Source organism: Streptomyces sp. NPDC059371, from assembly GCF_042751995.1.
Classification (GTDB): Bacteria; Actinomycetota; Actinomycetes; order Streptomycetales; family Streptomycetaceae; genus Streptomyces.
In genome coordinates this window covers 173,282-198,411 of the sequence record NZ_JBHYXD010000002.1, presented here as the reverse complement: position 1 = coordinate 198,411, position 25,130 = coordinate 173,282, and the positions used below count along the sequence as shown (strand labels likewise).

Sequence of the window (25,130 nt, the reverse complement as noted above, 5' to 3'; positions counted from 1 at the left end):
TCAACCCGCGCGCCCGGGGGCTGCTGTGGCGCCCGCCCCCCCGGCGTATCGGTGCCCGTCGGCCGGTGTGCGGCCGAGGGTGATCCGGGCGGGTCAGCCGATGTCGAACGCGGCCGGGTCGGGCCCCAGCCGGCGGTCCTCGTTCAGTGCCGAGATCGCCGCGATGTCCTCGGTGTCCAGGGAGAAGTCGAAGACGTCGATGTTCTCCTTGATCCGGGACGGCGTCACGGACTTCGGGATCACGACGTTTCCGAGCTGGAGGTGCCAGCGCAGGACGATCTGGGCCGGGGTGCGGCCGTGCTTCTGGGCGATGGCGACGATCGCCGGGACCTCCAGGAGGCCCTTGCCCTGGCCCAGCGGCGACCAGGCCTCGGTCGCGATGCCCTGCTCGGCGTGGAACTCACGGGCCGCGCGCTGCTGGAGGTGCGGGTGCAGCTCGATCTGGTTGACCGCCGGGATGACGGACGTCTCGTCGATCAGCTTCGCCAGGTGCTCCGGGAGGAAGTTCGAGGTGCCGATGGCCTTGGCGCGGCCGTCGGCGTAGATCTTCTCCAGGGCCTTGAACGTGTCGACGTAACGGCCGCGGGCCGGCGTCGGCCAGTGGATCAGATACAGGTCGACGTAGTCCAGGCCGAGCTTCTCCAGCGAGGTGTCGAAGGCACGCAGCGCGGAGTCGTACCCCTGGTCGCTGTTCCAGAGCTTGGTGGTGACGAAGAGTTCCTGGCGGGCGATGCCGGAGGCGCTCACGGCCTTGCCGGTGCCCTCTTCGTTGCCGTAGATCGCCGCTGTGTCGATGCTGCGGTACCCGGACTCCAGTGCGGTGGCGACCGCCCGCTCCGCCTCGTCGTCCGGCACCTGCCAGACACCGAAGCCGAGCTGTGGCATCTCGACGCCGTTGTTCAGGATGATCGGGGGGACCTTGCTCACGAGCTCTCGATCCTTAAGTCGTCGGGTGGTCTTCGTATGGTCAACGATCACGGGCCGTGATGCATTCCTGACCGGGCTCCGGGCACGCGGAATCGAAGATTGGCTGAAATAGTCCGATCAATCACGCCGGGGGTTCGCGCCGGAGACCGACAGGGGCTTCCGTCCGCCGGCCACGCGCCTCGCCGCACGATCCGAACGACCGGCCCTACGTCCGGTAGAGCGCCTCGACCTCGGTCTCGTACGCCTTCTCGATCGCCTTGCGCTTCAGCTTCAGCGACGGCGTCAGCAGGCCGTGTTCCTCGGTGAACTGGTTGGCCAGGATCCGGAAGGTGCGGATCGACTCGGCCTGCGAGACCAGCGTGTTCGCGGCGACCACGGCGCGCCGCACCTCGGTCTCCAGATCGGGGTCGCGCACCAGATCCCCGGCCGAGAGCGGAGGCTTGCCGCGCATCTGGAGCCAGTGCTCGACGGCCTCGGAGTCGAGGGTGACGAGCGCGGCGATGTACGGCCGGTCGTTGCCGACCACTATGCACTGCGCGACGAGCGGATGGTCGCGCACCCGCTCCTCCAGCGTGCCCGGCGAGACGCTCTTGCCGCCGGAGGTCACCAGGATCTCCTTCTTGCGCCCGGTGATGGTGAGATAGCCGTCCTCGTCCAGGGACCCGAGGTCTCCGGTGGCGAGCCAGCCGTCGTGCAGGGTGGCGTCGGTGGCCTTGTCGTTGTTCAGGTAGCCCTGGAAGACGTTGCCGCCGTTCAGCCAGATCTCGCCGTCGTCCGCGATGTGCACGGTGGTCCCGGGGATCGCCTGCCCGACGGTGCCGAACCGGGTGAGCTCGGGCGGGTTGGCGGTGGCGGCCGCCGTGGACTCGGTGAGCCCGTACCCCTCGTAGATGGTGATGCCCGCGCCCGCGAAGAACAGCCCGAGCTGCCGGTCCATCGCCGAGCCGCCGGACATCGCGTGTCTGACCCGGCCGCCCATCGCGGCCCGGACCTTGGAGTAGACGAGCTTGTCGAGGACCTGGTGCTGCATGCGCAGGCTCGCCGAGGGGCCCGGACCGGTGCCCCAGGCCTTGGCCTCGACGGCGTCCGCGTAGCGCACGGCGACGTCGACGGCCTTCTCGAAGGGACCGGCCTTGCCCTCCCTCTCGGCCTTGCGGCGCGCGGAGTTGAAGACCTTCTCGAAGATGTACGGCACGGCCAGGAAGAAGGTGGGCCGGAAGGCGGCGAGGTCCGGCAGCAGCGCGGACGCGTTGAGCTGGGGCTGGTGCCCGAACTTGACCCCTCCGCGGAACGCGGCGATCTGCACCATCCGCCCGAAGACGTGCGCGAGCGGCAGGAACAGCAGGGTGCTCGCCTCGTCGCCGCGCTTGGAGTGGAAGACGGGCTCCCAGCGCTCGATGACGGTGTCCGCCTCGAACATGAAGTTCGCGTGCGAGATGACACAGCCCTTGGGGCGCCCTGTCGTGCCCGAGGTGTAGATGATCGTCGCGATGGATTCGGGGGTGACGGCGCGACGGTGCCGGTGCACCACCTCGTCGTCGAGGTGCGCGCCCGCCTCGTACAGCTCGTGCACCGCGCCCACGTCGAGCTGCCACAGCTTGTGGAGCTGGGGCAGCCGGTCGACGACCGTGGCGATGGTCATCGCGTGGTCCTCGTGCTCCACCATGACCGCCGACACCTGCGCGTCGTGCAGCATCCAGAAGACCTGCTCGGCGGAGGAGGTGGGGTAGATCGGTACGACCTGGGCGCCGATCGTCCACAGGGCGAAGTCGAAGAGGGTCCACTCGTAGCGGGTGCGGCACATGATGGCGACCCGGTCGCCGAAACGTATGCCCTGGGACAGCATGCCCTTGGCGAGCGCCAGGACCTCGTCCCGGAACTCCGCCGAGGTGACATCGCGCCACTGTCCCTGCTCGTCCTTGCGGCCGAGCGCGACGTGGAGCGGATCCACCCGGGCATACTCGAACACGGCGTCGGCCAGGCCGCCCACCGGCGGCGCCGACGCCAACGGGGGGTTGGTGAACTCGCGCAATACCGCTCCTCGTGGCCTCCGCACAGCGCCGTGAAAGCTACCCCACCACGCGAGTGGACGGGAGGGGGCTCGAACCGCCGAGGGGTGTGGCGTCCGCACAGGTCAACCACGGAAATGCCGCACAAGGGGAAGGGTCGGACAGAATCCCCTACGGTTCCGTAGGTTTCGAGTCCGTAATCTCCACGGAATCGGCACGACCCCGCAGGGGGATCCCAGAGCCCTGGAGAGCCGATCCGGAATGCCTCAATCCGGCTGTTTCGACCGAGGGTCGGCCCCGCGTCCCGCCGCATGATCCAAACGGCAGTCCCTAACTCCGCTGCCCCCTGTGCAGCCGGTCCCCGCCCGCGAGGATCGCCGTCGCGAGCGCGTCCGCGGCGTCCTGCGCGGACGGCCGCCGCCGGCCGTGCACCAGCACGAAGTCGACCTCGCCGAGCTCCGGCAGCCCCGCCCGCTCCGGCACCCGGACCAGGCCGGGCGGCACCAGCCCCCGCGAGTGGGCCATCACGCCGAGGCCCGCGCGGGCCGCCGCGATCAGACCGTTGAGGCTGCCGCTGGTACAGGCGACGCGCCACGGCCGCCCCTGGCGCTCCAGCGCTTCGAGGGCCAGCGCACGGGTGATGCCCGGGGGCGGGTAGACGATCAGCGGGACCGGGCGGTCCGGGTCGAGCCGCAACCGCTGGGCGCCGATCCACACGAGACGGTCGTGCCAGACGAGTTCCCCGCGCGGATCCTCGGGCCGCCGTTTCGCCAGCACCAGATCGAGATGCCCGGCGGCGAGCTGCTCGTGGAGCGTGCCGGACAGCTCCACCGTCAGCTCCAGGTCCACCTCGGGGTGGTCGGTGCGGAACCCCTCCAGGATCTCCGGCAGCCGGGTCAGCACGAAGTCCTCGGACGCGCCGAAGCGCAGCCGGCCCCGCAGCCGGGTACCCGTGAAGAACGCCGTCGCCTGTTCCTGCACCTCCAGGATCCGCCGCGCGAACCCGAGCATCGCCTCCCCGTCCTCGGTGAGCTCCACGGAGTGGGTGTCGCGTGAGAAGAACTGCCGCCCGGCGGCGTCCTCCAGCCGGCGCACATGCTGGCTGACCGTGGACTGGCGCACCCCCAGCCGCCTGGCGGCCCGCGTGAAGCTCAGCGTCTGGGCCACCGCCAGGAACGTACGCAGCTGGGAAGGGTCGTACACGGGCCCACGTTATCGCGATACGTGATGACAGTCAGAGCGGTATGACGGATTCCCGATCGCGGCCCGGGAGAGGACGATAGAGAGGGCACGATCCGCCGACGGCGATCACCGGCACCGAACCGAGCAACCGAGCAGTGGAGCACCGTGAAACGCCTGCAGTGGCCGAGCTGGATGCCGGTCGACCCCTACATCCTGCTGCTGCTCGGGACCGTGGGCCTCGCCGCCCTGTTCCCGGCGAGCGGAACGGCGGCGGACGTCGCCTCGGGCGCGTCCACGGCGGCCATCGCCTTCCTCTTCTTCCTGTACGGCGCACGCCTGTCCACCCGTGAGGCGATGGACGGCCTCAAACACTGGCGGCTGCACGGTACGGTCCTGGTCTGCACCTTCGTGGCGTTCCCGCTGCTCGGCCTCGCCGCCCGCGGCCTGGAGCCGGTCTTCCTGACCCACGACCTCTACACCGGCCTCCTCTTCCTCACGCTCGTCCCCTCGACCATCCAGTCGTCGATCGCCTTCACCTCGATCGCCCGCGGCAACGTGCCCGCCGCCATCTGCGCGGGCTCCTTCTCCTCCCTCGCCGGCATCGTCATCACCCCGCTGCTCGCCGCGCTGCTCCTCGGCAGCAGCGGCGGCGGCTTCTCCACGGACTCGGTCGTCAGGATCGTGCTGCAACTGCTCGTGCCGTTCCTGGCCGGACAACTGCTGCGCCCGTGGATCGGCGGCTTCATCACCCGCCACAAGAAGGTCCTCGGCCACGTCGACCGCGGATCCATCCTGCTCGTCGTCTACACCGCCTTCAGCGAGGGCATGGTGCAGGGCATCTGGAGCCAGGTCAGCGGCGCCCGGCTGGCGGGGCTCCTCGTCGTCGAGGCGCTGCTGCTCGGCGTCATGCTCCTCCTGACCTGGTACGGCGCGAAGGCCCTGCGCTTCGACCGCGAGGACCGGATCGCCATCCAGTTCGCCGGGTCCAAGAAGTCGCTCGCCTCGGGCCTGCCCATGGCCGGTGTCCTGTTCGGCGCGCACGCCTCCCTCGCCGTGCTCCCGCTGATGCTCTTCCACCAGATGCAGCTCATGGTGTGCGCGGTGATCGCCAGACGCCGGGCCCGTGATCCGGAGGTGAGCGGCCGCACCGGCCCGGGCCGGCCGTCCGGTGGCGGGGGCACGGCGGACACGGGAGGTAGGGCCGAAGGAGCGGGCCGGGCCGCCGGCCCGGCCCGCTCCGCCGGGCCCCGGGTCTCCCCGGCCGCGACGGCGGGACACTAACCGTCCTTGGCGACCCGGTCCAGGGGAAGCCACAGGACGGTGTCCCGGGTCACCTTCCGCGAGGGCGGCGCGGACAGCTCGTCGTCGCTCAACGCGCGGTCGTAGACCCGCACATCGTCGATCGCCCCGGTGAAGAAGGCCCGGCTGTCCATCCGCTGGCCGATGTGCACGCCGAACGGCGAGTTCCGGCTCACCGATCCGGGCACGTCCGCCGTACTGACCGTCGTCCCGTCGAGGAACAGGGTGAGCTGCCCCCCGCCGCGGCGCAGCGCCAGATGGTGCCACTGGCCGTCGTTGAAGGAGCTCGTGGTGCGCACGAACGCCGTGGCCGGGGCCGACGCGCCGTTCCTGGTGGTGATGAGCCCGGTGATCCGGTTGGACGCGGGCTCCCCGCGCAGCCACACCTGCGGCTGGCTCGTACCGATTCCGCCCATCCACAGCAGGGGCTGCTCACCGCCGGTGGCCGTGTAGCGGAACCACAGGGACGCCGTGAAGTCCTTCGTCCCCAGCGGCAGCCGGTCCTGATACGGCAGTCGTACGGCGTCGTCGGTGCCGTCGAACTCCAGCCCGCCCCCGAGCACGCCGGCGGTCTCGCCCGGGTCGCCGAGGACCGCCGCCCGCCGGGTGAGCGGAGCGAGGTCGGCCGTCGTGGGGTCCGGGCCCCGGCGTGGCCGGAGCCAGTCCTCGGTGAAGCGGGCGAAGCGGATCTCGTCGCGTGCGTCGACCGCGCCGCCCTCGTACAGCAGGCCCACGGTGTCGCCGTCGATACCCACCAGGTCGGAGTAGCCCGACCAGTCGGTGGTGACGACCGTCCCGCGGTCCACGCTGTCCCAGGTGCGTCCGCCGTCGTAGGAGGAGCGGACCGTCATCGTGCGGCGGCGGTCCGGGTCGGCGGGGCATGAGAGCAGGATCCGGTCCCCGAAGCGCAGCGTCGAGCCCTGCACCTGGGGCGCGTAGAGGTCCGGGACGTCACGGAAGGGGGACACGAAGCTGTCGCCGCCGTCCCGGCTGACCGCCTGGGTGCGGTGGCCGAGGTCGGTCCCGTCCTGCTCACGGCCGCTGATCAGGAGCGATCCGTCGGTGCGCTCCGTGAGGGTCATCTCGGACGGCTTCTGCCGGAAGGTGCCGTCGGCCGCGATCGGCCAGGAGTCGCTCGCCCCGATGTCCCAGTGGCCGCCGCCGTCGTCGCTGGTGATGAGGGCGGCGTTGTTGGCGGTGACCCGGCTGCCGTCCCAGGTCTCGGTGTTGACGGCGAACACGAGCCGTCCCGCGTGCCGGCCGCGGGTGAGCTGGACGCCGTGGACCGGACCGGTGGCGTACCAGGAGTTCCAGTTCGCGGGCAGGATCTCGGTGCTGAGATCGCGCGGCTGCGACCAGCTCAGACCGTCGTCGTCGCTGTACTGGAGATGCGGGGTGCGGTCGCAGGGGACCGAGCAGCTCGCGCTGTCCGTACGGCCCGTGTTGTAGGTCTCCGCCAGCACGATCCGGCCGGTCTCGCGGTCCACGACCGGGGTGGGGTTGCCGTGGGTGTCCCCGTTCCCCTCGTTGACGACCCGGAGCGGGCTCCAGGTGCGGCCGCCGTCGTCGGAGCGCTTCACCACGATGTCAATGTCGGCCGCGTCACCGCAGTTGAGGACGCGTCCCTCGGCGAACGCCAGCAGCGTTCCCCTGGTCGTCCGGACGACGGAGGGGATGCGGAAGCAGGCGTAGCCCGGATCCTGCGAGGCTTTGAACAACACCTGCTGCTCGAACGCGGGTGCGACTGAAGTGGGTTCGGCCCGCGCCGTGCCCGGGAGCACGATCAGCGCGGCGATGCCGAGGAGAGCGGCTGAGAGGGATCTCAGACGGGTGGCGAGGCGTGACGGCATGGTGCGACCTGCCCTTCGTACGGCGGCTGGGCAATCCGGATTCTAAGGACATCCCACGTCCAACGTTCGCGCCGCAGAGGCTACTTGGGCCCTCAGTCACCCCACAAGGAGCATGCACCGGTCGTGTTCACGCCAGAATTTTCGTGCTCGCGTGTCCGCCCGGAGAGGAGCAGTTCACGGGCTTGTCGATCCGGATTTCCGGTACGGACGGCTGATGCGGGCTAACGTTCCGTCATGACCGCACCCGAAACCGAACCCCGCCTCGCCCTCGACCCGGCGCGCACCGCACTCGTGCTCGTCGATCTGATGGAGCGCATCGTGGCGTTGCCCCTGGAACCGAACAAGGGGACCGAAGTTCTCGCCACCGCCGAGGAGTTGGCGGAGTCCTTCCGGAAGGCGGCCGCTCTCGTCGTGCTCATCCGGGTCGAGCGGTCCGGAGTCGCGGAGCAGCCGCCCGGGAGCGGACTGGTCGCCGGACTCGTCGCGGAGGGTGACCTGGAGATCGTGAAGCGGACCATCGGCGGGTTCCAGGGCACCGGCCTCGACGAGCGGCTGCGCGAACACGGCGTCTCCACCCTGGTGTTCGGCGGGATCGCCACCAACCTCGGGGTCGAGTCCACCGCGCGCGCCGCCGGCGACCTCGGCTACGACCTCGTCTTCGTCGAGGACGCGATGGCCGCGTTCACCGCCTCCGAGCACGACGCCTCCGTCCGGCTGGACTTCCCGCGCCTCGGCACGGTCGTGACCGCGCGTGAGGTGCGCTTCTCGGTTCGCTGAACCCGGGCACGGGCGAAGCCCGTCGCGTGCGGCTGCACTGCGGCTGCGGCTGCGGCGGTGGTGGCGGTGGTCCGGGACCGAGGCGGGGCCCCTCCGGCGCAGGGGGCGCTCCCCGCCGTCCGGGGCCCCGCCGCCGTGCCGCGGGGGAGCCGCCGTCAGCCCTGGCCGGCCGCGGCCCGCAGGGTGACGCGGTGCTCGCCCGCGTACACGTTCATGTTGGCGCCGCGCAGGAAGCCGATCAGGGTCAGGCCGGTCTCCGCCGCAAGGTCGACGGCCAGGGACGACGGAGCGGAGACGGCCGCCAGCACCGGGATGCCCGCCATCACCGCCTTCTGCGCCAGCTCGAAAGACGCCCGGCCGGAGACCAGCAGGACCGTCCGGGAGAGCGGGAGCGTGCCGTTCTGCAGAGCGCGGCCGACCAGCTTGTCGACCGCGTTGTGCCGGCCCACGTCCTCGCGTATGTCGACCAGCTCACCCTCCTCGGTGAACAGGGCCGCCGCGTGCAGACCCCCGGTCCGGTCGAAGACCCGCTGGGCCGCGCGCAGCCGGTCGGGGAGGCTCGCGAGCAGGTCGGGTTCCAGCCGCACCGGGGGAGTGGTGCCGCCCTCCGTGTCGTCGATGGTCCAGCGGGCCGTCGTACGGACCGCGTCCAGACTCGCCTTGCCGCACAGACCGCACGAGGACGTCGTGTACACATTCCGTTCGAGCGTGATGTCGGGGATGACGACACCGGGCGCCGTCCGCACGTCGACGACGTTGTACGTGTTGAAGCCGTCCTCCGTGGCTCCCGCGCAGTACACGATGTTCTGGAGCTCGTCGGCACGCCCCAGCACCCCTTCGCTGACCAGGAACCCCGCGGCCAGCGCGAAGTCGTCGCCCGGGGTGCGCATGGTGATCGCCAGAGGCTTGCCGTTGAGCCGGATCTCCAGCGGCTCCTCGGCGACGAGCGTGTCCGGTCGGGAGCTCACGGCTCCGTTCCGGACGCGGATCACCTTGCGTCGTTCCGTGACTCGTCCCATGTCCTGATCAGTCCCGCTTCCATGCGTTCGGCCGGCCGGATCGGCCCTCGCGATCGCCGGTTGGCGTTCGGGTCACCCCGGGCGTGCCGTGAGAGCGACCTTCACGATCTCATTGTCCTGCACCCGCGGAGCGGGCCGAGGGCCGCCTCGCCGGGCGGGCGGCCCGCTCCGCACCTCAGGCAGCAGTCCGCCACGGCACCTCAGGCAGCAGTCCGCCACGGCACCTCAGGCCGCCGTCCGCCTCGGCACCTCACGCCGCCGTCCGCAGCGCGAGCAGATCCGAGATGGCGTACACGGTGCGCAGCGTCGGGACCGGCACTCCGGTGATCTCCGCGAGTTCCACGACGGCCGCCAGCAGTACGTCGAGCTCCAGCGGCTTGCCGCGCTCCAGGTCCTGGAGTGTCGAGGTGCGGTGGTCGCCGACCCGCTCGGCACCCGCGAGGCGCCGCTCGATGGACACCCCCACCTCGCAGCCGAGTGCCCGGGCGACGGCCAGCGTCTCGGTCATCATGATCTCGATGACCCTGCGCGTCCCGCCGTGCAGACACATCTGCCGCATCGTGGCGCGGGCCAGCGCGCTGATGGGGTTGAAGGAGATGTTGCCGAGCAGCTTGAGCCAGATGTCGTTGCGCAGGTCCGGTTCGACCGGGCATTTCAGCCCGCCCTCCCGCATGGCGTCGCTGAACGCCCGGCAGCGCGGCGAGACGGACCGGTCGGGCTCCCCGACGGAGAACCGGGTGCCTTCGAGATGGCGCACGACGCCCGGTCCCGCCAGTTCGGTCGCGGCGTACACGACGCACCCGACTGCCCGCTCCGGGGCCAGGACCGCGCCGACCGCGCCGCCCGGGTCCACGCTCTCCACCCGGTGGCCGTCGTACGGTCCGCCGTGCCGGTGGAAGTACCACCAGGGAATGCCGTTCTGGGCGGCGACGACCGCCGTCGTGTCGTGCAGCAGGGGCTCGATCAGCGGCCCGCACGCCGCGTACGAGTTGGCCTTCAGACCGAGGAAGACGTAGTCGACCGGTCCGATCTCGGCCGGGTCGTCGGTGGCGTGGGCCTGCGCGGTGAAGTCCCCGCGTGGACTGAGGACGTGGACGCCGTGCCGCCTCATGGCCGCGAGATGCGGTCCACGGGCGACGAGATGCACGTCGGCGCCCGCGCGGTGCAGAGCGGCGCCGACGTAGGCGCCGATCGCACCGGCGCCGAGAACTGCGACTCTCACTGTGTGGCGCTCCGTTCGGTCGAGGGTACCGAGGAACTGCCGAACTCTGTCGACGAAATATTGTCTACAGGATGGAATGGGACTCGACAAGGGTACGGGCCGGACCGGACCGGACCGGCTGTCGCCGAACGGGTCCGCGCCCCCGGTGCCCCGGTCCGGTGACCGTTCGTCGCGCCAGGGATACCGCTCACCGCATACGGTCGACGAGTTCGCGTCACCCCGCTTCACAGCCGGACAACCGCTTCCTATCGTCCCGGATCATGAGCCCTCCCGTCGCACCCCCCGGTTGGAGCCGCTGGCTCGTCCCGCCGGCCGCCCTGTCGGTCCATCTCTCCATCGGCCAGGCCTACGCCTGGAGCGTCTTCAAGCCGCCGCTCGAATCCGCGCTCGGTCTCAGCGGAACCCAGAGCGCGCTGCCCTTCCAGGTCGCCATCGTGATGCTCGGCCTGTCGGCCGCGTTCGGCGGCACCCTCGTCGAGCGCAACGGTCCGCGCTGGGCCATGACCGTCGCCCTCGTCTGCTTCTCCTCCGGCTTCCTCATCTCCGCGCTCGGCGCGGCCACCGAGCAGTACTGGCTGATCGTCCTCGGCTACGGCTTCGTCGGCGGCACGGGCCTCGGTATCGGCTACATCTCACCGGTCTCCACATTGATCAAGTGGTTCCCCGACCGGCCCGGAATGGCCACCGGCATCGCGATCATGGGCTTCGGCGGCGGCGCGCTGATCGCCTCGCCCTGGTCCGCCCAGATGCTGAAGTCGTTCGGATCCGACTCCTCCGGGATCGCGGTCGCCTTCCTCGTGCACGGTCTTTCGTACGCCGTGTTCATGACGCTCGGCGTGCTGCTGGTGCGCGTCCCGCGCGGCGAGACGCCGGCCGCGTCCGGGCCGAGCGCGCTCGACGGGGTCCAGGTCTCCGCCCGCAACGCCGTCCGCACCCCGCAGTTCTGGCTGCTGTGGGTCGTTCTGTGCATGAACGTCACCGCCGGCATCGGCATCCTGGAGAAGGCCGCCCCGATGATCACGGACTTCTTCACGGACAGCTCCACCCCGGTCACCGCCTCGGCGGCCGCCGGATTCGTCGCCCTGCTCTCCGCCGCCAACATGGCCGGCCGGATCGGCTGGTCCTCGACCTCCGACCTGATCGGGCGCAAGAACATCTACCGGGTCTACCTCGGGGTCGGCGCCCTCATGTACGCAGTCATCGCGTGGTTCGGGGACTCCTCCAAACCGTTGTTCATCCTGAGCGCGCTGGTGATCCTCTCCTTCTACGGCGGAGGCTTCGCCACGGTCCCGGCCTATCTGAAGGACCTGTTCGGCACGTACCAGGTCGGTGCCATCCATGGACGGCTGCTCACCGCCTGGTCCACCGCCGGCGTCCTCGGGCCGCTGATCGTGAACCGGATCGCCGACCACCAGGAGGCGGCGGGCAGACACGGATCGTCCCTGTACGGACTGTCGTTCCTGATCATGATCGGGCTGCTCGCCGTCGGCTTCGTCGCCAACGAGTTCGTACGCCCCGTGCACGCCCGCCATCACATCCCCGCGCCCAGGGAGGCCGCCGATGTCGCACGACAGCAGCCCGAGTCCGCCTGACGACGCCGGTGTCCCGAGCCCGCCCGGCCGGCCGGCGCTGACCGCCTTCGCCTGGCTGTGGGTGGGCGCTCCCCTGTGCTACGGCGTCTACGAGCTCGTACAGAAGGCCACTCAACTGTTCTCGGGGTAGATGTTCGGACATACCAAGGTCTGACAGAAGCCGACAAGCCTGGCGGCGCAATCCTGTGGCTTCACCTGCCGTCGTACCCGCGAGTCACTGATCAGACTGGTGGATCCCGCTACCCGAAGCACGAGGGGGACCACCCATGAACGGCACACGGATCGCCGCCGTCGGCCATTATCAGCCCGCCAAGGTACTCACCAACGAGGACCTGGCGGGCATGGTCGACACCAGTGACGAGTGGATCCGGAGCCGTGTGGGCATCCGGACCCGCCATATCGCCGGGCCCGACGAACCGGTCGACGAGCTGGCCGCGCACGCCGCCGCCAAGGCGCTCGCCTCGGCCGGTCTGACTCCCGGCGACATCGACCTCGTCCTCGTCGCCACCTCCACGGCCGTCGACCGGTCCCCGAACATGGCCGCCCGGGTCGCCGCCCGCCTCGGCATCCCGTCGCCCGCCGCGATGGACGTCAACGTCGTCTGCGCCGGGTTCACCCACGCCCTCGCCACCGCCGACCACACCGTGCGCGCCGGTGCCGCGACCCGGGCGCTCGTCATCGGCGCCGACAAGATGACCGACGTGACGGACTGGACCGACCGCACCACGTGCGTCCTCGTCGGGGACGGCGCGGGAGCCGCCGTGGTCGAGGCCTGCCCGGCGGGCGAGGAGCCCGGTATCGGGCCGGTGCTGTGGGGTTCGGTCCCCGAGATGGGGCACGCGGTGCGCATCGAGGGCACCCCCTCGCGGTTCGCGCAGGAGGGGCAGAGCGTCTACCGCTGGGCCACCACCCAGCTCCCGCCGATCGCCCGGAAGGCGTGCGAGCGCGCCGGTCTCGCGCCCGAGGATCTCGCCGGGGTCGTCCTGCACCAGGCCAACCTGCGCATCATCGAGCCGCTCGCCCTGAAGATCGGCGCGGTCAACGCGGTCGTCGCGCGCGATGTGGTCGACTCCGGGAACACCTCGGCCGCGAGCATCCCGCTCGCCTTCTCCAAGCTGGTCGAGCGCGGCGAGATCTCCACCGGCGATCCCGTCCTGCTCTTCGGCTTCGGCGGCAATCTCTCCTACGCGGGGCAGGTCGTCCGCTGTCCGTGAGGCGGGCCGAGCCGTTCGTGAGACGGGGCTGCCCGTGAGGCGGACCGAGCCGTTCGCGAGACAGGGCTGTCTGTGAGGCGGAGCTGTCCGAGGGGCGGGCCGAGCCGTTCGTGAGACGGGGCCGTTCGTGAGACGGGGCTGTCCGTGGGGCGGAGCTGTCCGTGAGGCGGGCCGAGCCGCCCGTCCGGCGGCCGCGTCCCCGGGTGTGACAAGCCCAACTCCCGTGTCTGTGGCGCGTTTGTGCGCCGTAGACTGTAGGCGAAAGACAAATTGACAATCGACTTTCCTTATCGCGGCGACGACGCTGCCCAGGAAGGGACCGTGATGTTGTCGACAGGCCTGCCTCAGGGAGCGGTACCCAAGCTCGAACGCCCCGGCCCGCTCCGTGACCGTGTCTACGAAGCGCTGCTCGAACTCATCACCACCCGCGCCCTCCAGCCGGGCCAGCACCTGGTCGAGAGCGAACTCGCAGGCCATCTCGGAGTGTCACGGCAGCCCGTGCGGGAGGCCCTGCAACGGCTGAGCACGGAGGGCTGGGTCGATCTCCGGCCCGCCCAGGGCGCGTTCGTGCACGAGCCGACCGAGGCGGAGGCCGACCAGCTCCTCACCGTCCGTACGCTCCTGGAGGCCGAGGCGGCCCGGCTCGCCGCCGCCAACGCGGGTCCGGCCGCCATCAGCGCGCTCGAAGACCTGTGCACCGAGGGCGAACGGGCGGTCGCCGCCGACGACGTCGACGCCGCGGTCGCGACGAACGCGCGGCTGCACGCCAAGGTCATGGAACTCGCCGGCAACGCGGTCCTCGCCGAACTCGCCGCCCAGGTCGACCGCCGGGTCCGCTGGTACTACACGCCGGTGGCCCGGCAGCGCGGGCGGCAGTCCTGGATCGAGCACCGTGACCTGATCGCCGCGATAGCGGAGCGCGACGGACAGCGGGCCACCGCGGTCATGCGCGCGCACACCGAGCACACGCGTCAGATGTACCACGACCGCGAGAAGTAGCCGGCCGACGGACGCGGCCGCGGACTCCGCACGTCGCTCGGCGGGCGCCGTCTCCGTCGATCAGCCGGTGGATGCCGTCTCCGCCGGTCGCTCGGCAGACGCCGTCAACGTCGGTCGCTCGGCGGGCGCCGTCGCCGTCCGGGGGCCGCGGCGGGCGGGCGACCAGCGGACCTCCGCACCGAGCATCACCACCAGCACCCCACCAGTGCCGGCGGTTCGACGACCGCCGAGAACCGGATGCCGAGCAGGGCCGTGGCCGCCGCGACGGGTACCGCGACCGCGCGGAACGTCAACGCCCACAGCCGCAGCACCGAACGGTCCTTCGCCCTCCGATCCCTCTTTGTCCTGGGAGTGGAGAAAGTCTGCTGCAATCCGTGCGCTACTTCTTCCAACTCCCGGCAGCCACTGCTACGTTCCCCTCGAAAGCGCGACCGGTGACGGTGGCCGGAACCTGACCGTGTCAGGTGCCGGCCGAGGCGGGAGGGGTTCGTGAGACGTATGACGGCGCGACCCGCGAACGCCCATCAGGCCCGGCTGCTGCGTCTGTTGCGCGACGGCGGCCCCAACTCCCGGGCCCAGCTCGGCGATCGCGTCGACCTCTCGCGGTCGAAGCTGGCCGTCGAGGTGGACCGGCTCCTCGAGACCGGCCTCGTGGTGGCCGACGGACTCGCCGCCTCGCGGGGCGGCCGCCGCTCCCACAACATCCGGCTCTCGCCGGCGCTGCGGTTCCTGGGCGTCGACATCGGCGCGACGTCGGTCGACGTGGCCGTCACCAACGCCGAGCTGGAGATCCTCGGACACCTCAACCAGCCCATGGACGTACGCGAGGGACCGGTCGCGGTCTCCGAGCAAGTGCTGTCCATGGCCGCCAAGTTGAGGGCATCGGGGATCGCGGAGGGGTTCGACGGGGCGGGGATCGGCGTTCCGGGTCCCGTCCGCTTCCCCGAGGGTGTCCCGGTCGCCCCGCCGATCATGCCGGGCTGGGACGGCTTCCCGGTCCGCGAGGCACTCAGCCAGGAACTCGGCTGTCCGGTCATGGTCGACAACGACGTGAACCTGATGGCCATGGGGGAGCAACACGCGGGCGTCGCACGCTCCGTGGGCGACTTCCTCTGCGTCAAGATCGGCACCGGCATCGGCTGCGGCATCGTCGTCGGCGGAGAGGTCCATCGCGGTGCGACGGGCAGCGCGGGCGACATCGGGCACATCCAGGCCGTGCCCGACGGGCGTCCGTGCGCCTGCGGCAACCGGGGCTGTCTGGAAGCCCACTTCAGCGGTGCCGCGCTCGCGCGCGACGCCGTGGAGGCGGCCCAGCAGGGCCGCTCGGCCGAACTCGCCGTACGGCTGGCGGCGAACGGCACGCTCAGCGCCGTCGACGTCGCCGCGGCCGCCGCCGCGGGCGACGCCACCGCGCTCGATCTGATCCGGGAGGGCGGCAACCGCACCGGCCAGGTCATCGCGGCGCTCGTCAGCTTCTTCAATCCCGCCCTGGTGGTGATCGGCGGCGGGGTGACCGGTCTCGGCCACACCCTGCTCGCCGCGATCCGCACCCAGGTCTACCGCCAGTCGCTGCCGCTCGCGACCGGCAATCTGCCCATCGTCCTCGGGGAGCTGGGCCCGGCCGCCGGAGTCATCGGCGGGGCCCGGCTCATCAGCGACCACCTGTTCTCACCCGCGTAAGCCACCTCCTCCCGCCCGCGCCCCGTTCTTCGCGCCCGCACCAGCCGTCTCCAGGAATCGGACCACCGGCGCCGCGACCGGCCGCCCCGTGCCCGAAACACCCCCGCCCGTACGCGCACCGCCCGGCAACCGGCCCGCACGCCTGCCCGAGGGAACCGTCATGGCACCAGAACCACCGCTGCTCACCATGTCCGGCATCACCAAGTCGTTCCCCGGAGTCCGGGCCCTCGACGGCGTCGACCTCGACGTCGAGGCCGGCGAGGTGCACTGTCTGCTCGGCCAGAACGGCGCCGGGAAGTCCACGCTCATCAAGGTCCTTTCCGGCGCCCACCAGCCCGACGGCGGCACGATCGTCTGGCGCGGCGAGCCCGTCACCCTCAACTCCCCGATCGCCGCCATGCGTCTCGGCATCGCCACCATCTACCAGGAACTCGACCTGGTGGAGGGCCTGTCGGTCGCCGAGAACGTCCACCTGGGACACGAGCCCACCACCGCCGGGTTCGTCGTCAGGGGCAAGGCCGCCAGGACGGCGACCGCCCTGCTGCTCGGACGGCTCGGCCACCCGGAGATCGACCCCGCCCGGCTCGTCGGTGAACTCTCCGCCGCCCAGCGGCAGATCGTCTCCATGGCGCGGGCGCTGTCCCACGACGTACGGCTCATCGTCATGGACGAGCCGTCCGCCGCGCTCGACCCCGACGAGGTCGGCAACCTCTTCCGGATCGTCGCCCAACTGACCTCGGACGGCGTCGCCGTGGTCTACATCTCGCACCGCCTGGAGGAGATCCGCCGCATCGGCGACCGGGTCACGGTCCTGAAGGACGGACGCGCGGTCGCGGGCGGACTGCCCGCCGGATCGACCCCGACACGCGAAGTGATCTCCCTCATGACAGGTCGCAACGTCGAGTACGTCTTCCCCGACCGGCCCCGCGAAAGGCCGCCGGGCGAACCGGTGCTCTCGGTCCAAGGACTGTCCCGTCAGGGGGAGTTCGCTCCGCTCGACCTCGACGTACGACCTGGCGAGATCGTCGGCCTGGCCGGACTGGTCGGCTCCGGCCGCTCCGAGATCCTGGAGACGATCTACGGAGCGCGCAGGCCGACCACCGGCCGGGTCAGCGTCGACGGGAAGCCCCTGCGCACCGGCAGCGTCCGTGCCGCGGTGCGCGCCGGACTCGGACTGGCCCCCGAGGAACGCAAGGCACAGGCCCTGCTGATGCTGGAGTCGGTCACCCGCAATGTCTCCGTCTCCTCCATGTCCCGCTACGCGCACGGGGGCTGGATCGACCGGCGGGCCGAACGCGGGGCGGCGCGGGCCGCCACCCGCGAACTCTCCCTGCGCCCCGACGATCCCGCCGTCCCGGTCAGGACCCTGTCCGGCGGCAACCAGCAGAAGGCGGTGCTGGCGCGCTGGCTGCTGCGCGGCTGCCGCGTCCTGCTCCTCGACGAGCCCACACGCGGTGTCGACGTCGGGGCGCGCGCCGAGCTGTACGCGGTGATCCGCCGGCTCGCCGACGAGGGTCTCGCCGTCCTCCTGGTCTCCAGCGAGGTCCCCGAGGTGCTCGGGCTCGCCGACCGTGTCCTGGTGCTGCGCGAGGGCCGGGTCGTGCACACGGCGCCCGCCCGGGACCTCGACGAACACCGCGTACTCGATCTCGTGCTGGAAGGAGGCCCCGTGGCCAGTGAAGGGAGTCCGGCGTCATGACGCAGTTCGTGTCCCCGCCCCGGGACGGCACCGGCAAGGTGCCCGCCACGGGTGAAGTCCCCTCGTGGCGCGCCGTGGTGGCCCGCACCGACGTTCGCACGCTCTCGCTCCTCGGTGTCCTCGCCGTCCTCGTCGTCATCGGCGGCGTCACCCGGCCCGACGAGTTCCTCGACACCCGCAACCTCCAACTCGTGCTCACCCAGGCCTCGGTGATCGGTGTCGTCACCGTCGGCATGACCTTCGTCATCACCTCCGGCGGCATCGACCTGTCGGTGGGCGCGATCGTCGCCCTCGCCTCGGTCTGGGCGACGACGGTCGCCACCCAGGAGTACGGCTTCACGGGCATCCTCGTCACCGCGGTCCTCGTCGGTCTCGGCTGCGGCCTGGTCAACGGACTGCTCGTCGCGTACGGAGGGATGGTCCCCTTCATCGCGACGCTCGCCATGCTCGCCTCGGCCCGCGGGCTGGCCCTCCAGATCACCGACGGCCGGACCCAGATCGTCACCGTGGACGGAATCCTGAAGCTCGGCGAACGCGACTCCTACGTCCTCGGTGTCCCGCCTCTCGTGCTGGTCTTCGCCGTCGTCACCGTCATCGGCTGGCTGGTGCTGAACCGCACCACCTTCGGCCGGCGCACGGTCGCCGTCGGAGGCAACGCGGAGGCGGCCCGGCTCGCCGGCATCGACGTACGACGTCAGCGGCTGTACCTCTATCTGCTCTCCGGACTGTGCTGCGGCATCGCCGCGTTCCTGCTGGTCATCCTGTCCGGCTCCGGCCAGAACACGAACGGCAACCTCTACGAGCTCGACGCCATCGCGGCGGCGATCATCGGCGGCACCCTGCTCAGCGGGGGCCGCGGCACCATCACCGGTTCGGTGCTCGGCGTGCTGATCTTCACGACGATCACCGACATCTTCGCGCTGAACAACCTCCAGAGCGACGTCCAGCAGATCGCCAAGGGCGCGATCATCGTCGCCGCGGTCCTGGTCCAGCGGCGCACAGCAAGCACGACCTGACACGGGAAGGGTCCACCGCCATGCCAGTACCAACGAGCCCGACCAGCCGCAGAGGTCTTCTCCTCGGGACCGCCGCCGTCTCGGCCGGCGCCCTCCTCACCGGCTGCACCAGCAACGACACCAAGGACGCGAACCCCGCCGCGAACTCCGGTCCGGCCGCCGACGGCAAGCCCGGCAAGCACGTCACGATCGGCTTCGCCGGCCCCCAGGCCGACCACGGCTGGCTCAACGCCATCAACGACAACGCCAAGAGCCGCGCCGGGAAGTACAAGGACGTGACCCTGGAGATCACCGAGGGCTCCAACGACACGGCGGCGCAGATCGGCCAGATCGAGACCCTGATCAACAAGAAGGTCGACGTCCTGGTCGTGCTGCCCGCCGACGGCAAGGCACTGACCCAGGTCGGCCTCAAGGCGATGCGCGCGGGCATCCCGGTCGTCAACCTCGACCGCATCTTCAACTCGCCCCAGGCGTACCGCTGCTGGATCGGCGGCGACAACTACGGCATGGGCCTCAGCGCCGGTCGCTACATCGGCGAGAAGCTCAAGGGCAAGAAGAACGCCAAGGTCATCGAGCTCGCGGGGCTCGACAACCTGGAACTCACCAAGCAGCGCACCCAGGGCTTCGACGCCGCTCTGAAGAACTACCCGAACATCACGAAGGTCGCCCGCCAGGCGGCCGAGTTCACCGTCGAGTCCGGCCAGGCCAAGATGTCCCAGCTCCTGCAGGCCCAGCCGGAGTTCGACGCGCTGTGGAACCACGACGACGACCAGGGAGTGGGAGCGCTGCGGGCCATCAAGCAGGCCGGCCGCGACGGCTTCCTCATGGTCGGCGGAGCCGGAGCGCTCTCCGCCTTCCAGGCCATCGACGCCGACGACAGCGTCCTGAAGGCCACCGTCCTGTACCCGCCGACCATGGCCGCGTCCGCGATCGACCTCGCCCGGACCCTCGGCCAGGGCAAGGGAATCAGCGGGCTCGCCGAGTTCGAGATCCCCGCCTCGCTCACGCTCTACTCGGCCGTCGTCGACAAGGACAACGTCCAGCAGTACATGGCCACCGGCTTCCGGTGATGCGAGCCGCCGCCCACGGGGCCCGGTCCGGCGGGACCGGGCCCCACCCCCACCGCGCCACGACGACGAGGAGGACCCCCGCATGGGACAGCCGGACCAGGGCGACGAGGCCGCGAAACCGCCCCTGGGCGTGGGCATGGTCGGTTACGCGTTCATGGGTGCCGCCCACTCACAGGGCTGGCGCACCGTGGGCCGCGTCTTCGACCTGCCGCGCCGCCCGGTCCTCGCCGCCGTGTGCGGCCGAGACGAACAGGCCGTACGCGCGATGGCCGGCCGGCACGGCTGGGGAGCCGCCGAGACCGACTGGCGCGCGCTGATCACCCGGGACGACGTCGACGTCGTCGACATCTGCACCCCCGGTGACAGCCACGCCGAGATCGCCGTCGCCGCGCTGGCCGCGGGCAAGCACGTGCTGTGCGAGAAGCCGCTCGCCAACACCGTCGAGGAGGCGGAGACGATGGCGGCGGCCGCGGCCGAGGCCGCCGGACGCGGTCAGATGTCCATGGTGGGCTTCAACTACCGCCGTCTCCCCGCCACCGCGCTCGCCCGCTCGATGGTGGCCGAGGGCCGCCTCGGAACCCTGCGGCACGTCCGGGTGACGTACCTTCAGGACTGGCTCACCGACCCCGAGTTCCCGCTCACCTGGCGGCTCCGCAAGGAGAAGGCCGGTTCGGGCGCCCTCGGCGACCTCGGGGCCCACATCGTCGACCTCGCGCAGTACCTGGCGGGGGAGCCGCTCGGCGGGGTCTCCGCGCTCACCGAGACCTTCGTACGCCGACGGCCCCTGCCCGCACGGACGTCCGGCGGACTGTCGGCCTCCGGGCCCGTGCGAGGCCCCCGTTCGGACGCCGTCACCGTCGACGACGCCGCCCTGTTCACCGCCCGCTTCGCCTCCGGCGCGCTCGCCTCCTTCGAGGCCTCCCGCTTCGCCGCCGGACGCAAGAACTCCCTTCGCATCGAACTCAACGGCGAGCGCGGCTCGTTGGCCTTCGACCTGGAACGGCTCAACGAACTCGCCTACCACGACCACACCGAACCCGCCGCCCACGCGGGCTTCCGGCGCATTCTCGTCACGGAGCCCGACCACCCCTACCTCGACGCCTGGTGGCCGCCGGGACACGGCCTCGGCTACGAGCACACCTTCGCGCACCAGGCCCGCGACTTCGTGCGGGCCATCGCCGACGGGCGGCCCCCGGCACCGTCCTTCGCGGACGGACTCCAGGTCCAGCGCGTCCTCGCGGCGGTCGAGGAGAGCGCCGGGAAGAACTCCACGTACACCCCCGTAGCGGTCTGAGGAGGACCCGAAATGCCGCGCGACTTCACGCTCTTCACCGGCCAGTGGGCCGACCTGCCCCTCGAGGAGGTCTGCCGACTGGCCCGTGACTTCGGCTACGACGGACTCGAACTCGCCTGCTGGGGCGACCACTTCGAGGTCGACAAGGCGCTCGGGGACCCCTCCTACGTGGAGTCCCGGCGCGCGCTTCTCGACAAGTACGGTCTCAAGTGCCTGGCGATCTCCAACCATCTGGTCGGCCAGGCAGTCTGCGACGCCATCATCGACGAACGTCATCTGGCGATCCTGCCCGCCCGCGTCTGGGGCGACGGTGAACCCGAAGGCGTCCGGAGGCGGGCCGCCGCCGAGATCGCCGACACCGCCCGCGCGGCGGCCGCCCTCGGCGTCGACACCGTCATCGGGTTCACCGGCTCGGCGATCTGGCACCTCGTCGCCATGTTCCCGCCCGTCCCCGAAGCGATGATCGAGCGCGGCTACGAGGACTTCGCGACCCGCTGGAACCCCGTCCTGGACGTCTTCGACGCCGAGGGCGTCCGCTTCGCCCACGAGGTCCACCCGAGCGAGATCGCCTACGACTACTGGACCACGCACAAGGCCTTGGAGGCGATCGGCCACCGTCCGGCCTTCGGCCTCAACTTCGACCCCTCCCACTTCGTCTGGCAGGACCTCGACCCCGTCGGATTCCTCTACGACTTCCGCGACCGCATCTACCACGTCGACTGCAAGGAGGCCCGCACCCGCCTCGACGGCCGCAACGGACGGCTCGGCTCCCATCTGCCCTGGGGAGACCCTCGCCGCGGCTGGGACTTCGTCTCCGCGGGCCACGGGGACGTCCCCTGGGAGGACGTCTTCCGGATGCTGCGCTCCATCGGCTACACCGGGCCTGTCTCGGTCGAGTGGGAGGACGCCGGCATGGACCGGCTCCACGGCGCGCCCGAGGCCCTGGCCCGGCTCAAGACGTACGACTTCGAGCCGCCCTCCGCGTCGTTCGACGCGGCGTTCGGAGGCAACGGCTAGCCGGGGAACGTGGGCCGCGGCACCGGGGGACGGGGGCCCGGGGGACGGGGTCGTGGCACCCGGGACGGGGACGGGGACTGGGGCCGGGGACGGGAGCCGGGGGACTGGGGCCGGGGTACGGGGGTCTTGACACCGGGGGACGGAGGCCCGGGGTCGGGGACCAGGACCCCGGGGACGCGGGGGACGCGGGGGAGGGGCCGGGGACGGGGGTCCCGACCCCGTACGCGGAAGGGGTCCTCCTCGCCAGGCGGTGAGGAGGGCCCCTTCCCTGCCGTGCCCGCAGCCGCTCAGCCGACCGGCTGCGGCTGTGGCGCCGAGGTGTCCGCGGTGCTGCGCCCCGGCTGCCGCAGCAGCAGGGCGACGGCGGCCGCCACCATGGAGATGCCGCCGGCCAGGGCGTACGCGCCGTCGTAGCCCCAGGCGGCGACCACCATCGAGCCGAGCCCGCCGCCGAACAGACCGCTGATCAGCTTTCCGCTGTACACCAGCCCGTAGTTGGTGGCGTTGTAGTTCTCGCCGAAGTAGTCCGGGGTCAGGGCCGCGAACATCGGGTAGAAGGCCCCGCCGCCGAATCCGGAGAGGAACGCGAAGAACAGGAACAGTGCCTCGCTGTGGATGTGACCGGCCCAGATCACGCCGAACTGCGCGAGTCCGAGGACCACGATCACGAAGACCAGGGTCCGCTTGCGCCCCCAGGTGTCGGAGAGCCAGCCCACCACACCCCGGCCCACACCGTTGACGACCGCCATCACCCCCATCGACGAGGCCGCCACCAGCGGGCCGAAGCCCACGTCCTTGGCGAAGTCGACCTGGAAGGAGATCCCGAAGATCGACACACCGGCGGTCATCACCAGCGCGATCCACATCAGCGGGAGCATGCCGGTCCTGATGGCCTCCTTGGGGGTGTACTGCTTCACGGCGGGAGGGTTCTTCGAGAGGATCGCGGCCCCCTTCCCGGAACCGCCGTGGGCCGGCGGGTCGACGTCCGAGGGCCACCAGTTCTTCGGCGGGTCCTTGAAGAAGAACGCGGCGGTCAGCACCACGATCATCACGTAGGCGCCGATGAGATCCAGCACGCGGTGGTAATTGGCCGTGTCGAAGGCGTAGTTGAAGATGAAGATGAACGGCAGGGAGCCGTAGGCGAATCCGCCGTTGACGAATCCCGTCCGCGCGCCACGACGCTCGGGATACCACTTCCCGACCATGTTGATACAGGTGGCGTACACCAGGCCCGACCCGAGACCGCCGATGACCCCGAAGCCCAGGATCGCCAGCAGGACATTGTCCAGATGCGACAGGGCGAGGAACCCGGCCGCGCACATCACCGAGCCCGCGTACATGGCCTGACGAGCCGTCAGGATGCTCCTCTCCCGCAGCCAGCCGGCCGGGAAGGCGATGCCGGCCTGGAAGAACACCCAGACGCTCAGGATCCAGAAGGTGTTGCCCTGCGTCCAGCCGTGGGCGTGGGACAGGGTGTCCTCGGCCGAGCCGTACGCGTACTCGAAGACACTGATGGCCATCATGGCGACCCAGGGGAGGTAGACCATGAACGCGCGTGAATGGCCGAGGATTTGGCGGTCGGTCTCGCCGACCCGGTAGACACGGCCCCGGGCGTCCGTGAGCTCCCGGTACGCGCGCCCCTGGTCGCCGGGCCGGTCCGGTGAGTCCTCCGCCGCCATGGGTTCCGCCGTCATGACGCCATCTCCTCTCCGAGCGGGTGTGGATTGGGGACGACACCGCGGGACCCGGGCCGGTCCGGTGACTTGAGGAACAGGGCGAGCACGGCGGACGCCAGACCGATGGACCCGGCGAGCACGAAGGCGCCGTGGTAGTCCCACGCGCCGACGACGACCGCGCCCATGCCGGAGCCCACGAGGCCCGAGATCAGCTTCGAGCTGTAGACCATCCCGTAGTTGGAGGCGTTGTTGTTCTCACCGAAGTAGTCCGCCGTCATGGCCGCGAACAGCGGGAAGATCGCGCCGCCGCCGAAGCCGGAGACCATGGAGCAGAACAGGAAGAACGGCATGCTGCCCATCTGGCCCGAGACCAGCACGCCGAACTGGGCCGAACCCAGCACCAGACACACGATGATCAGCGTGTGGCGCCGTCCGGCACGGTCGGAGATCCAGCCGATGACCCCGCGCCCGGTGCCGTTGACGATGGCCTTCAGCGACATCGCCGTGGCCACGACCCCACCCGCGAAGCCCATGTCCTTGCCGAACGGGACCTGGAACGCGATGCCGAAGATGTTGATCCCGGCCGTGCACAGCAGACAGAACCACATCATCCACAGAACAGGGGTACGCGCGGCCTCCCTCGGGGTGTACTGCTTCACGGCCGGCGGGTTCTTCTCCAGCGCCCGACGGATCTTCGGGTCGTCCGGCACCTTCAGCGGGTCCACGTCCGGCGGCCACCAGCCCTTCGGCGGGTCCTTGAAGAACCAGCCGGCCACCGCGACCAGGGCGCAGCAGACCAGGCCGACGCCCACCAGGACGCCCCGGTAGTTGCCCAGGTCCATGTACGAGGTGAACAGGAAGACGAAGGGCACGGACCCGTAGGCGAAACCGCCGTTGACGAAGCCCGTCTTGCCGCCCTTGCGCTCCGGATACCACTTGCCGACCATGTTCACGCAGGTCGCGTAGACGAGACCCGCTCCGATGCCGCTGCACATGCCGAAGCCCAGATAGGCGACCGCCACATGCGGGGCGAACGCCAGGGACACGTAGCCGAGGAGCGTGCCGAGCGCGCCCAGCAGCATCGCCGTACGGGCGGGGAGCCTGCCGCTCTCGCGCAGTCGCCCGGCCGGGAAGGCCACGGCCGCCTGGAAGAAGATCCAGACGCCCATCAGCCAGAAGATGTGTCCGCTGCTCCACAGATGAGCCTCGTGCAGTGTGTCCTCCGCCGACGTGAACGCGTACTCGGCGGAGCTGATGCCCATCATGCCCGCCCAGGGCAGGAAGACCATCCAGGCGCGTTTTCGGCCCATGATGTCGATGTCGGTCTCACCGACGCGGTACACGCGTCCGTTCCGGTCCCGCACCTCGCGATGTGGCACCGATGTCGAGTAGCCGGTGGTTGTCATGTCGATCGAGATCCCCTTGCGTCGAAAGATCTGGTCAGCGCCCCCTGCCACATGCCTTTCGTGCGCTCACGGGTCCCGGGGGCGGGGGGCGCGCCCCCCCGGGCCGCCCCCCCCCCCCGCCAGTGATTGTCGACACCCCCCCAACCCCCCCCCCCCCCCCCCCCCCGGATAAGCGCCCCGGG

Annotated in this window: 21 protein-coding genes; 12 read left to right on the top strand and 9 right to left on the bottom strand. The window is 70.8% G+C overall.

The genetic code is table 11. The features are described 5' to 3' along the window. Positions 1-93: 93 nt before the first annotated feature. The 3 genes from ACFXGX_RS02100 to ACFXGX_RS02090 form a co-directional block, all read right to left on the bottom strand. The gene (locus ACFXGX_RS02100) at positions 94-885 is read right to left on the bottom strand and encodes an aldo/keto reductase (RefSeq protein ID WP_384783820.1); all 792 of its coding nucleotides are present in this window, start codon (positions 883-885) and stop codon (positions 94-96) included. Between the two features lie 247 nt (positions 886-1,132). After that, positions 1,133-2,959 (bottom strand): AMP-dependent synthetase/ligase, encoded by a 1,827-nt coding sequence (locus ACFXGX_RS02095; protein WP_355768549.1) that lies wholly within the window; start codon positions 2,957-2,959, stop codon positions 1,133-1,135. Positions 2,960-3,266: 307 nt separating this feature from the next. Beyond that, positions 3,267-4,139: a LysR substrate-binding domain-containing protein gene (locus ACFXGX_RS02090; RefSeq protein ID WP_355768546.1), complete on the bottom strand. Its 873-nt coding sequence runs from the start codon at positions 4,137-4,139 to the stop codon at positions 3,267-3,269. A 171-nt stretch (positions 4,140-4,310) separates the two neighbouring features. On the opposite strand from ACFXGX_RS02090, the gene ACFXGX_RS02085 reads away from it, so the two are divergent. After that, a complete protein-coding gene (locus tag ACFXGX_RS02085) occupies positions 4,311-5,399 on the top strand; it encodes a bile acid:sodium symporter family protein (RefSeq protein WP_384783818.1) in 1,089 nt (362 codons plus the stop codon). On the opposite strand, the gene ACFXGX_RS02080 is transcribed toward ACFXGX_RS02085, so the two are convergent. Next, positions 5,396-7,267: an exo-alpha-sialidase gene (locus ACFXGX_RS02080; RefSeq protein WP_384783683.1), complete on the bottom strand. Its 1,872-nt coding sequence runs from the start codon at positions 7,265-7,267 to the stop codon at positions 5,396-5,398. The genes ACFXGX_RS02085 and ACFXGX_RS02080 overlap by 4 nt on opposite strands. A 234-nt stretch (positions 7,268-7,501) precedes the next feature. On the opposite strand from ACFXGX_RS02080, the gene ACFXGX_RS02075 reads away from it, so the two are divergent. Beyond that, positions 7,502-8,044, top strand: coding sequence for an isochorismatase family protein (locus ACFXGX_RS02075; protein WP_384783681.1), 543 nt, complete (start codon positions 7,502-7,504; stop codon positions 8,042-8,044). A 155-nt stretch (positions 8,045-8,199) separates the two neighbouring features. Here ACFXGX_RS02075 and fdhD read toward each other — a convergent pair whose 3' ends face one another. Further along, entirely contained in the window at positions 8,200-9,063 is an 864-nt protein-coding gene (fdhD, locus tag ACFXGX_RS02070; protein ID WP_384783679.1) for a formate dehydrogenase accessory sulfurtransferase FdhD, read from the bottom strand. A 250-nt stretch (positions 9,064-9,313) separates the two neighbouring features. Further along, the gene (locus ACFXGX_RS02065) at positions 9,314-10,285 is read right to left on the bottom strand and encodes a 2-dehydropantoate 2-reductase (RefSeq protein WP_384783677.1); all 972 of its coding nucleotides are present in this window, start codon (positions 10,283-10,285) and stop codon (positions 9,314-9,316) included. Between the two features lie 260 nt (positions 10,286-10,545). On the opposite strand from ACFXGX_RS02065, the gene ACFXGX_RS02060 reads away from it, so the two are divergent. The 4 genes from ACFXGX_RS02060 to ACFXGX_RS02045 all read left to right on the top strand — a co-directional run bounded on the left by ACFXGX_RS02060 (position 10,546) and on the right by ACFXGX_RS02045 (position 14,090). Beyond that, on the top strand, positions 10,546-11,877 hold the full coding sequence (locus ACFXGX_RS02060; RefSeq protein WP_384783675.1) for an OFA family MFS transporter: 1,332 nt from the start codon (positions 10,546-10,548) through the stop codon (positions 11,875-11,877). Then, a complete protein-coding gene (locus tag ACFXGX_RS02055; protein WP_384783673.1) occupies positions 11,846-12,007 on the top strand; it encodes a hypothetical protein in 162 nt (53 codons plus the stop codon). Before ACFXGX_RS02060 ends, ACFXGX_RS02055 begins: the two co-directional genes overlap by 32 nt. A 136-nt stretch (positions 12,008-12,143) precedes the next feature. Beyond that, positions 12,144-13,091, top strand: a complete 948-nt coding sequence (locus tag ACFXGX_RS02050; protein ID WP_384783672.1) for a beta-ketoacyl-ACP synthase III — start codon at positions 12,144-12,146, stop codon at positions 13,089-13,091. 324 nt (positions 13,092-13,415) lie between these two features. Further along, positions 13,416-14,090, top strand: a complete 675-nt coding sequence (locus tag ACFXGX_RS02045; protein WP_384783816.1) for a GntR family transcriptional regulator — start codon at positions 13,416-13,418, stop codon at positions 14,088-14,090. A 185-nt stretch (positions 14,091-14,275) separates the two neighbouring features. Here ACFXGX_RS02045 and ACFXGX_RS02040 read toward each other — a convergent pair whose 3' ends face one another. Further along, positions 14,276-14,401: a hypothetical protein gene (locus ACFXGX_RS02040; RefSeq protein WP_384783670.1), complete on the bottom strand. Its 126-nt coding sequence runs from the start codon at positions 14,399-14,401 to the stop codon at positions 14,276-14,278. Positions 14,402-14,588: 187 nt separating this feature from the next. On the opposite strand from ACFXGX_RS02040, the gene ACFXGX_RS02035 reads away from it, so the two are divergent. The 6 genes from ACFXGX_RS02035 to ACFXGX_RS02010 all read left to right on the top strand — a co-directional run bounded on the left by ACFXGX_RS02035 (position 14,589) and on the right by ACFXGX_RS02010 (position 21,866). Beyond that, positions 14,589-15,770, top strand: a complete 1,182-nt coding sequence (locus tag ACFXGX_RS02035) for an ROK family protein (protein WP_384783668.1) — start codon at positions 14,589-14,591, stop codon at positions 15,768-15,770. A 160-nt stretch (positions 15,771-15,930) separates the two neighbouring features. Further along, positions 15,931-17,469, top strand: a complete 1,539-nt coding sequence (locus ACFXGX_RS02030; RefSeq protein WP_384783666.1) for a sugar ABC transporter ATP-binding protein — start codon at positions 15,931-15,933, stop codon at positions 17,467-17,469. Then, a complete protein-coding gene (locus tag ACFXGX_RS02025) occupies positions 17,466-18,485 on the top strand; it encodes an ABC transporter permease (RefSeq protein WP_384783664.1) in 1,020 nt (339 codons plus the stop codon). The genes ACFXGX_RS02030 and ACFXGX_RS02025 overlap by 4 nt, the downstream gene beginning before the upstream one ends. Before the next feature lie 20 nt (positions 18,486-18,505). Beyond that, complete coding sequence (locus tag ACFXGX_RS02020; protein WP_384783662.1) at positions 18,506-19,555, top strand: substrate-binding domain-containing protein; 1,050 nt, start codon at positions 18,506-18,508, stop codon at positions 19,553-19,555. Between the two features lie 82 nt (positions 19,556-19,637). After that, positions 19,638-20,849 (top strand): Gfo/Idh/MocA family protein, encoded by a 1,212-nt coding sequence (locus tag ACFXGX_RS02015; protein ID WP_384783660.1) that lies wholly within the window; start codon positions 19,638-19,640, stop codon positions 20,847-20,849. Positions 20,850-20,861: 12 nt separating this feature from the next. Then, positions 20,862-21,866, top strand: coding sequence for a sugar phosphate isomerase/epimerase family protein (locus ACFXGX_RS02010; protein WP_384783658.1), 1,005 nt, complete (start codon positions 20,862-20,864; stop codon positions 21,864-21,866). Positions 21,867-22,153: 287 nt separating this feature from the next. On the opposite strand, the gene ACFXGX_RS02005 is transcribed toward ACFXGX_RS02010, so the two are convergent. Together ACFXGX_RS02005 and ACFXGX_RS02000 are read right to left on the bottom strand one after the other, a co-directional pair. After that, positions 22,154-23,560, bottom strand: a complete 1,407-nt coding sequence (locus tag ACFXGX_RS02005) for an OFA family MFS transporter (protein WP_384783656.1) — start codon at positions 23,558-23,560, stop codon at positions 22,154-22,156. After that, complete coding sequence (locus ACFXGX_RS02000) at positions 23,557-24,948, bottom strand: OFA family MFS transporter (RefSeq protein ID WP_384783654.1); 1,392 nt, start codon at positions 24,946-24,948, stop codon at positions 23,557-23,559. The genes ACFXGX_RS02005 and ACFXGX_RS02000 overlap by 4 nt, the downstream gene beginning before the upstream one ends. Positions 24,949-25,130: the final 182 nt, after the last annotated feature.

Coding starts and splice junctions, on each gene's coding strand:
- ACFXGX_RS02100 (WP_384783820.1), bottom strand. CDS start 885: ATGCCACAGCTCGGCTTCGGTGTCTGGCAGGTGCCGGACGACGAGGCG.
- ACFXGX_RS02085 (WP_384783818.1), top strand. CDS start 4,311: ATGCCGGTCGACCCCTACATCCTGCTGCTGCTCGGGACCGTGGGCCTC.
- ACFXGX_RS02080 (WP_384783683.1), bottom strand. CDS start 7,267: ATGCCGTCACGCCTCGCCACCCGTCTGAGATCCCTCTCAGCCGCTCTC.
- ACFXGX_RS02075 (WP_384783681.1), top strand. CDS start 7,502: ATGACCGCACCCGAAACCGAACCCCGCCTCGCCCTCGACCCGGCGCGC.
- fdhD (WP_384783679.1), bottom strand. CDS start 9,063: ATGGGACGAGTCACGGAACGACGCAAGGTGATCCGCGTCCGGAACGGA.
- ACFXGX_RS02060 (WP_384783675.1), top strand. CDS start 10,546: ATGAGCCCTCCCGTCGCACCCCCCGGTTGGAGCCGCTGGCTCGTCCCG.
- ACFXGX_RS02055 (WP_384783673.1), top strand. CDS start 11,846: ATGTCGCACGACAGCAGCCCGAGTCCGCCTGACGACGCCGGTGTCCCG.
- ACFXGX_RS02050 (WP_384783672.1), top strand. CDS start 12,144: ATGAACGGCACACGGATCGCCGCCGTCGGCCATTATCAGCCCGCCAAG.
- ACFXGX_RS02045 (WP_384783816.1), top strand. CDS start 13,416: ATGTTGTCGACAGGCCTGCCTCAGGGAGCGGTACCCAAGCTCGAACGC.
- ACFXGX_RS02035 (WP_384783668.1), top strand. CDS start 14,589: ATGACGGCGCGACCCGCGAACGCCCATCAGGCCCGGCTGCTGCGTCTG.
- ACFXGX_RS02030 (WP_384783666.1), top strand. CDS start 15,931: ATGGCACCAGAACCACCGCTGCTCACCATGTCCGGCATCACCAAGTCG.
- ACFXGX_RS02025 (WP_384783664.1), top strand. CDS start 17,466: ATGACGCAGTTCGTGTCCCCGCCCCGGGACGGCACCGGCAAGGTGCCC.
- ACFXGX_RS02020 (WP_384783662.1), top strand. CDS start 18,506: ATGCCAGTACCAACGAGCCCGACCAGCCGCAGAGGTCTTCTCCTCGGG.
- ACFXGX_RS02015 (WP_384783660.1), top strand. CDS start 19,638: ATGGGACAGCCGGACCAGGGCGACGAGGCCGCGAAACCGCCCCTGGGC.
- ACFXGX_RS02010 (WP_384783658.1), top strand. CDS start 20,862: ATGCCGCGCGACTTCACGCTCTTCACCGGCCAGTGGGCCGACCTGCCC.
- ACFXGX_RS02005 (WP_384783656.1), bottom strand. CDS start 23,560: ATGACGGCGGAACCCATGGCGGCGGAGGACTCACCGGACCGGCCCGGC.
- ACFXGX_RS02000 (WP_384783654.1), bottom strand. CDS start 24,948: ATGACAACCACCGGCTACTCGACATCGGTGCCACATCGCGAGGTGCGG.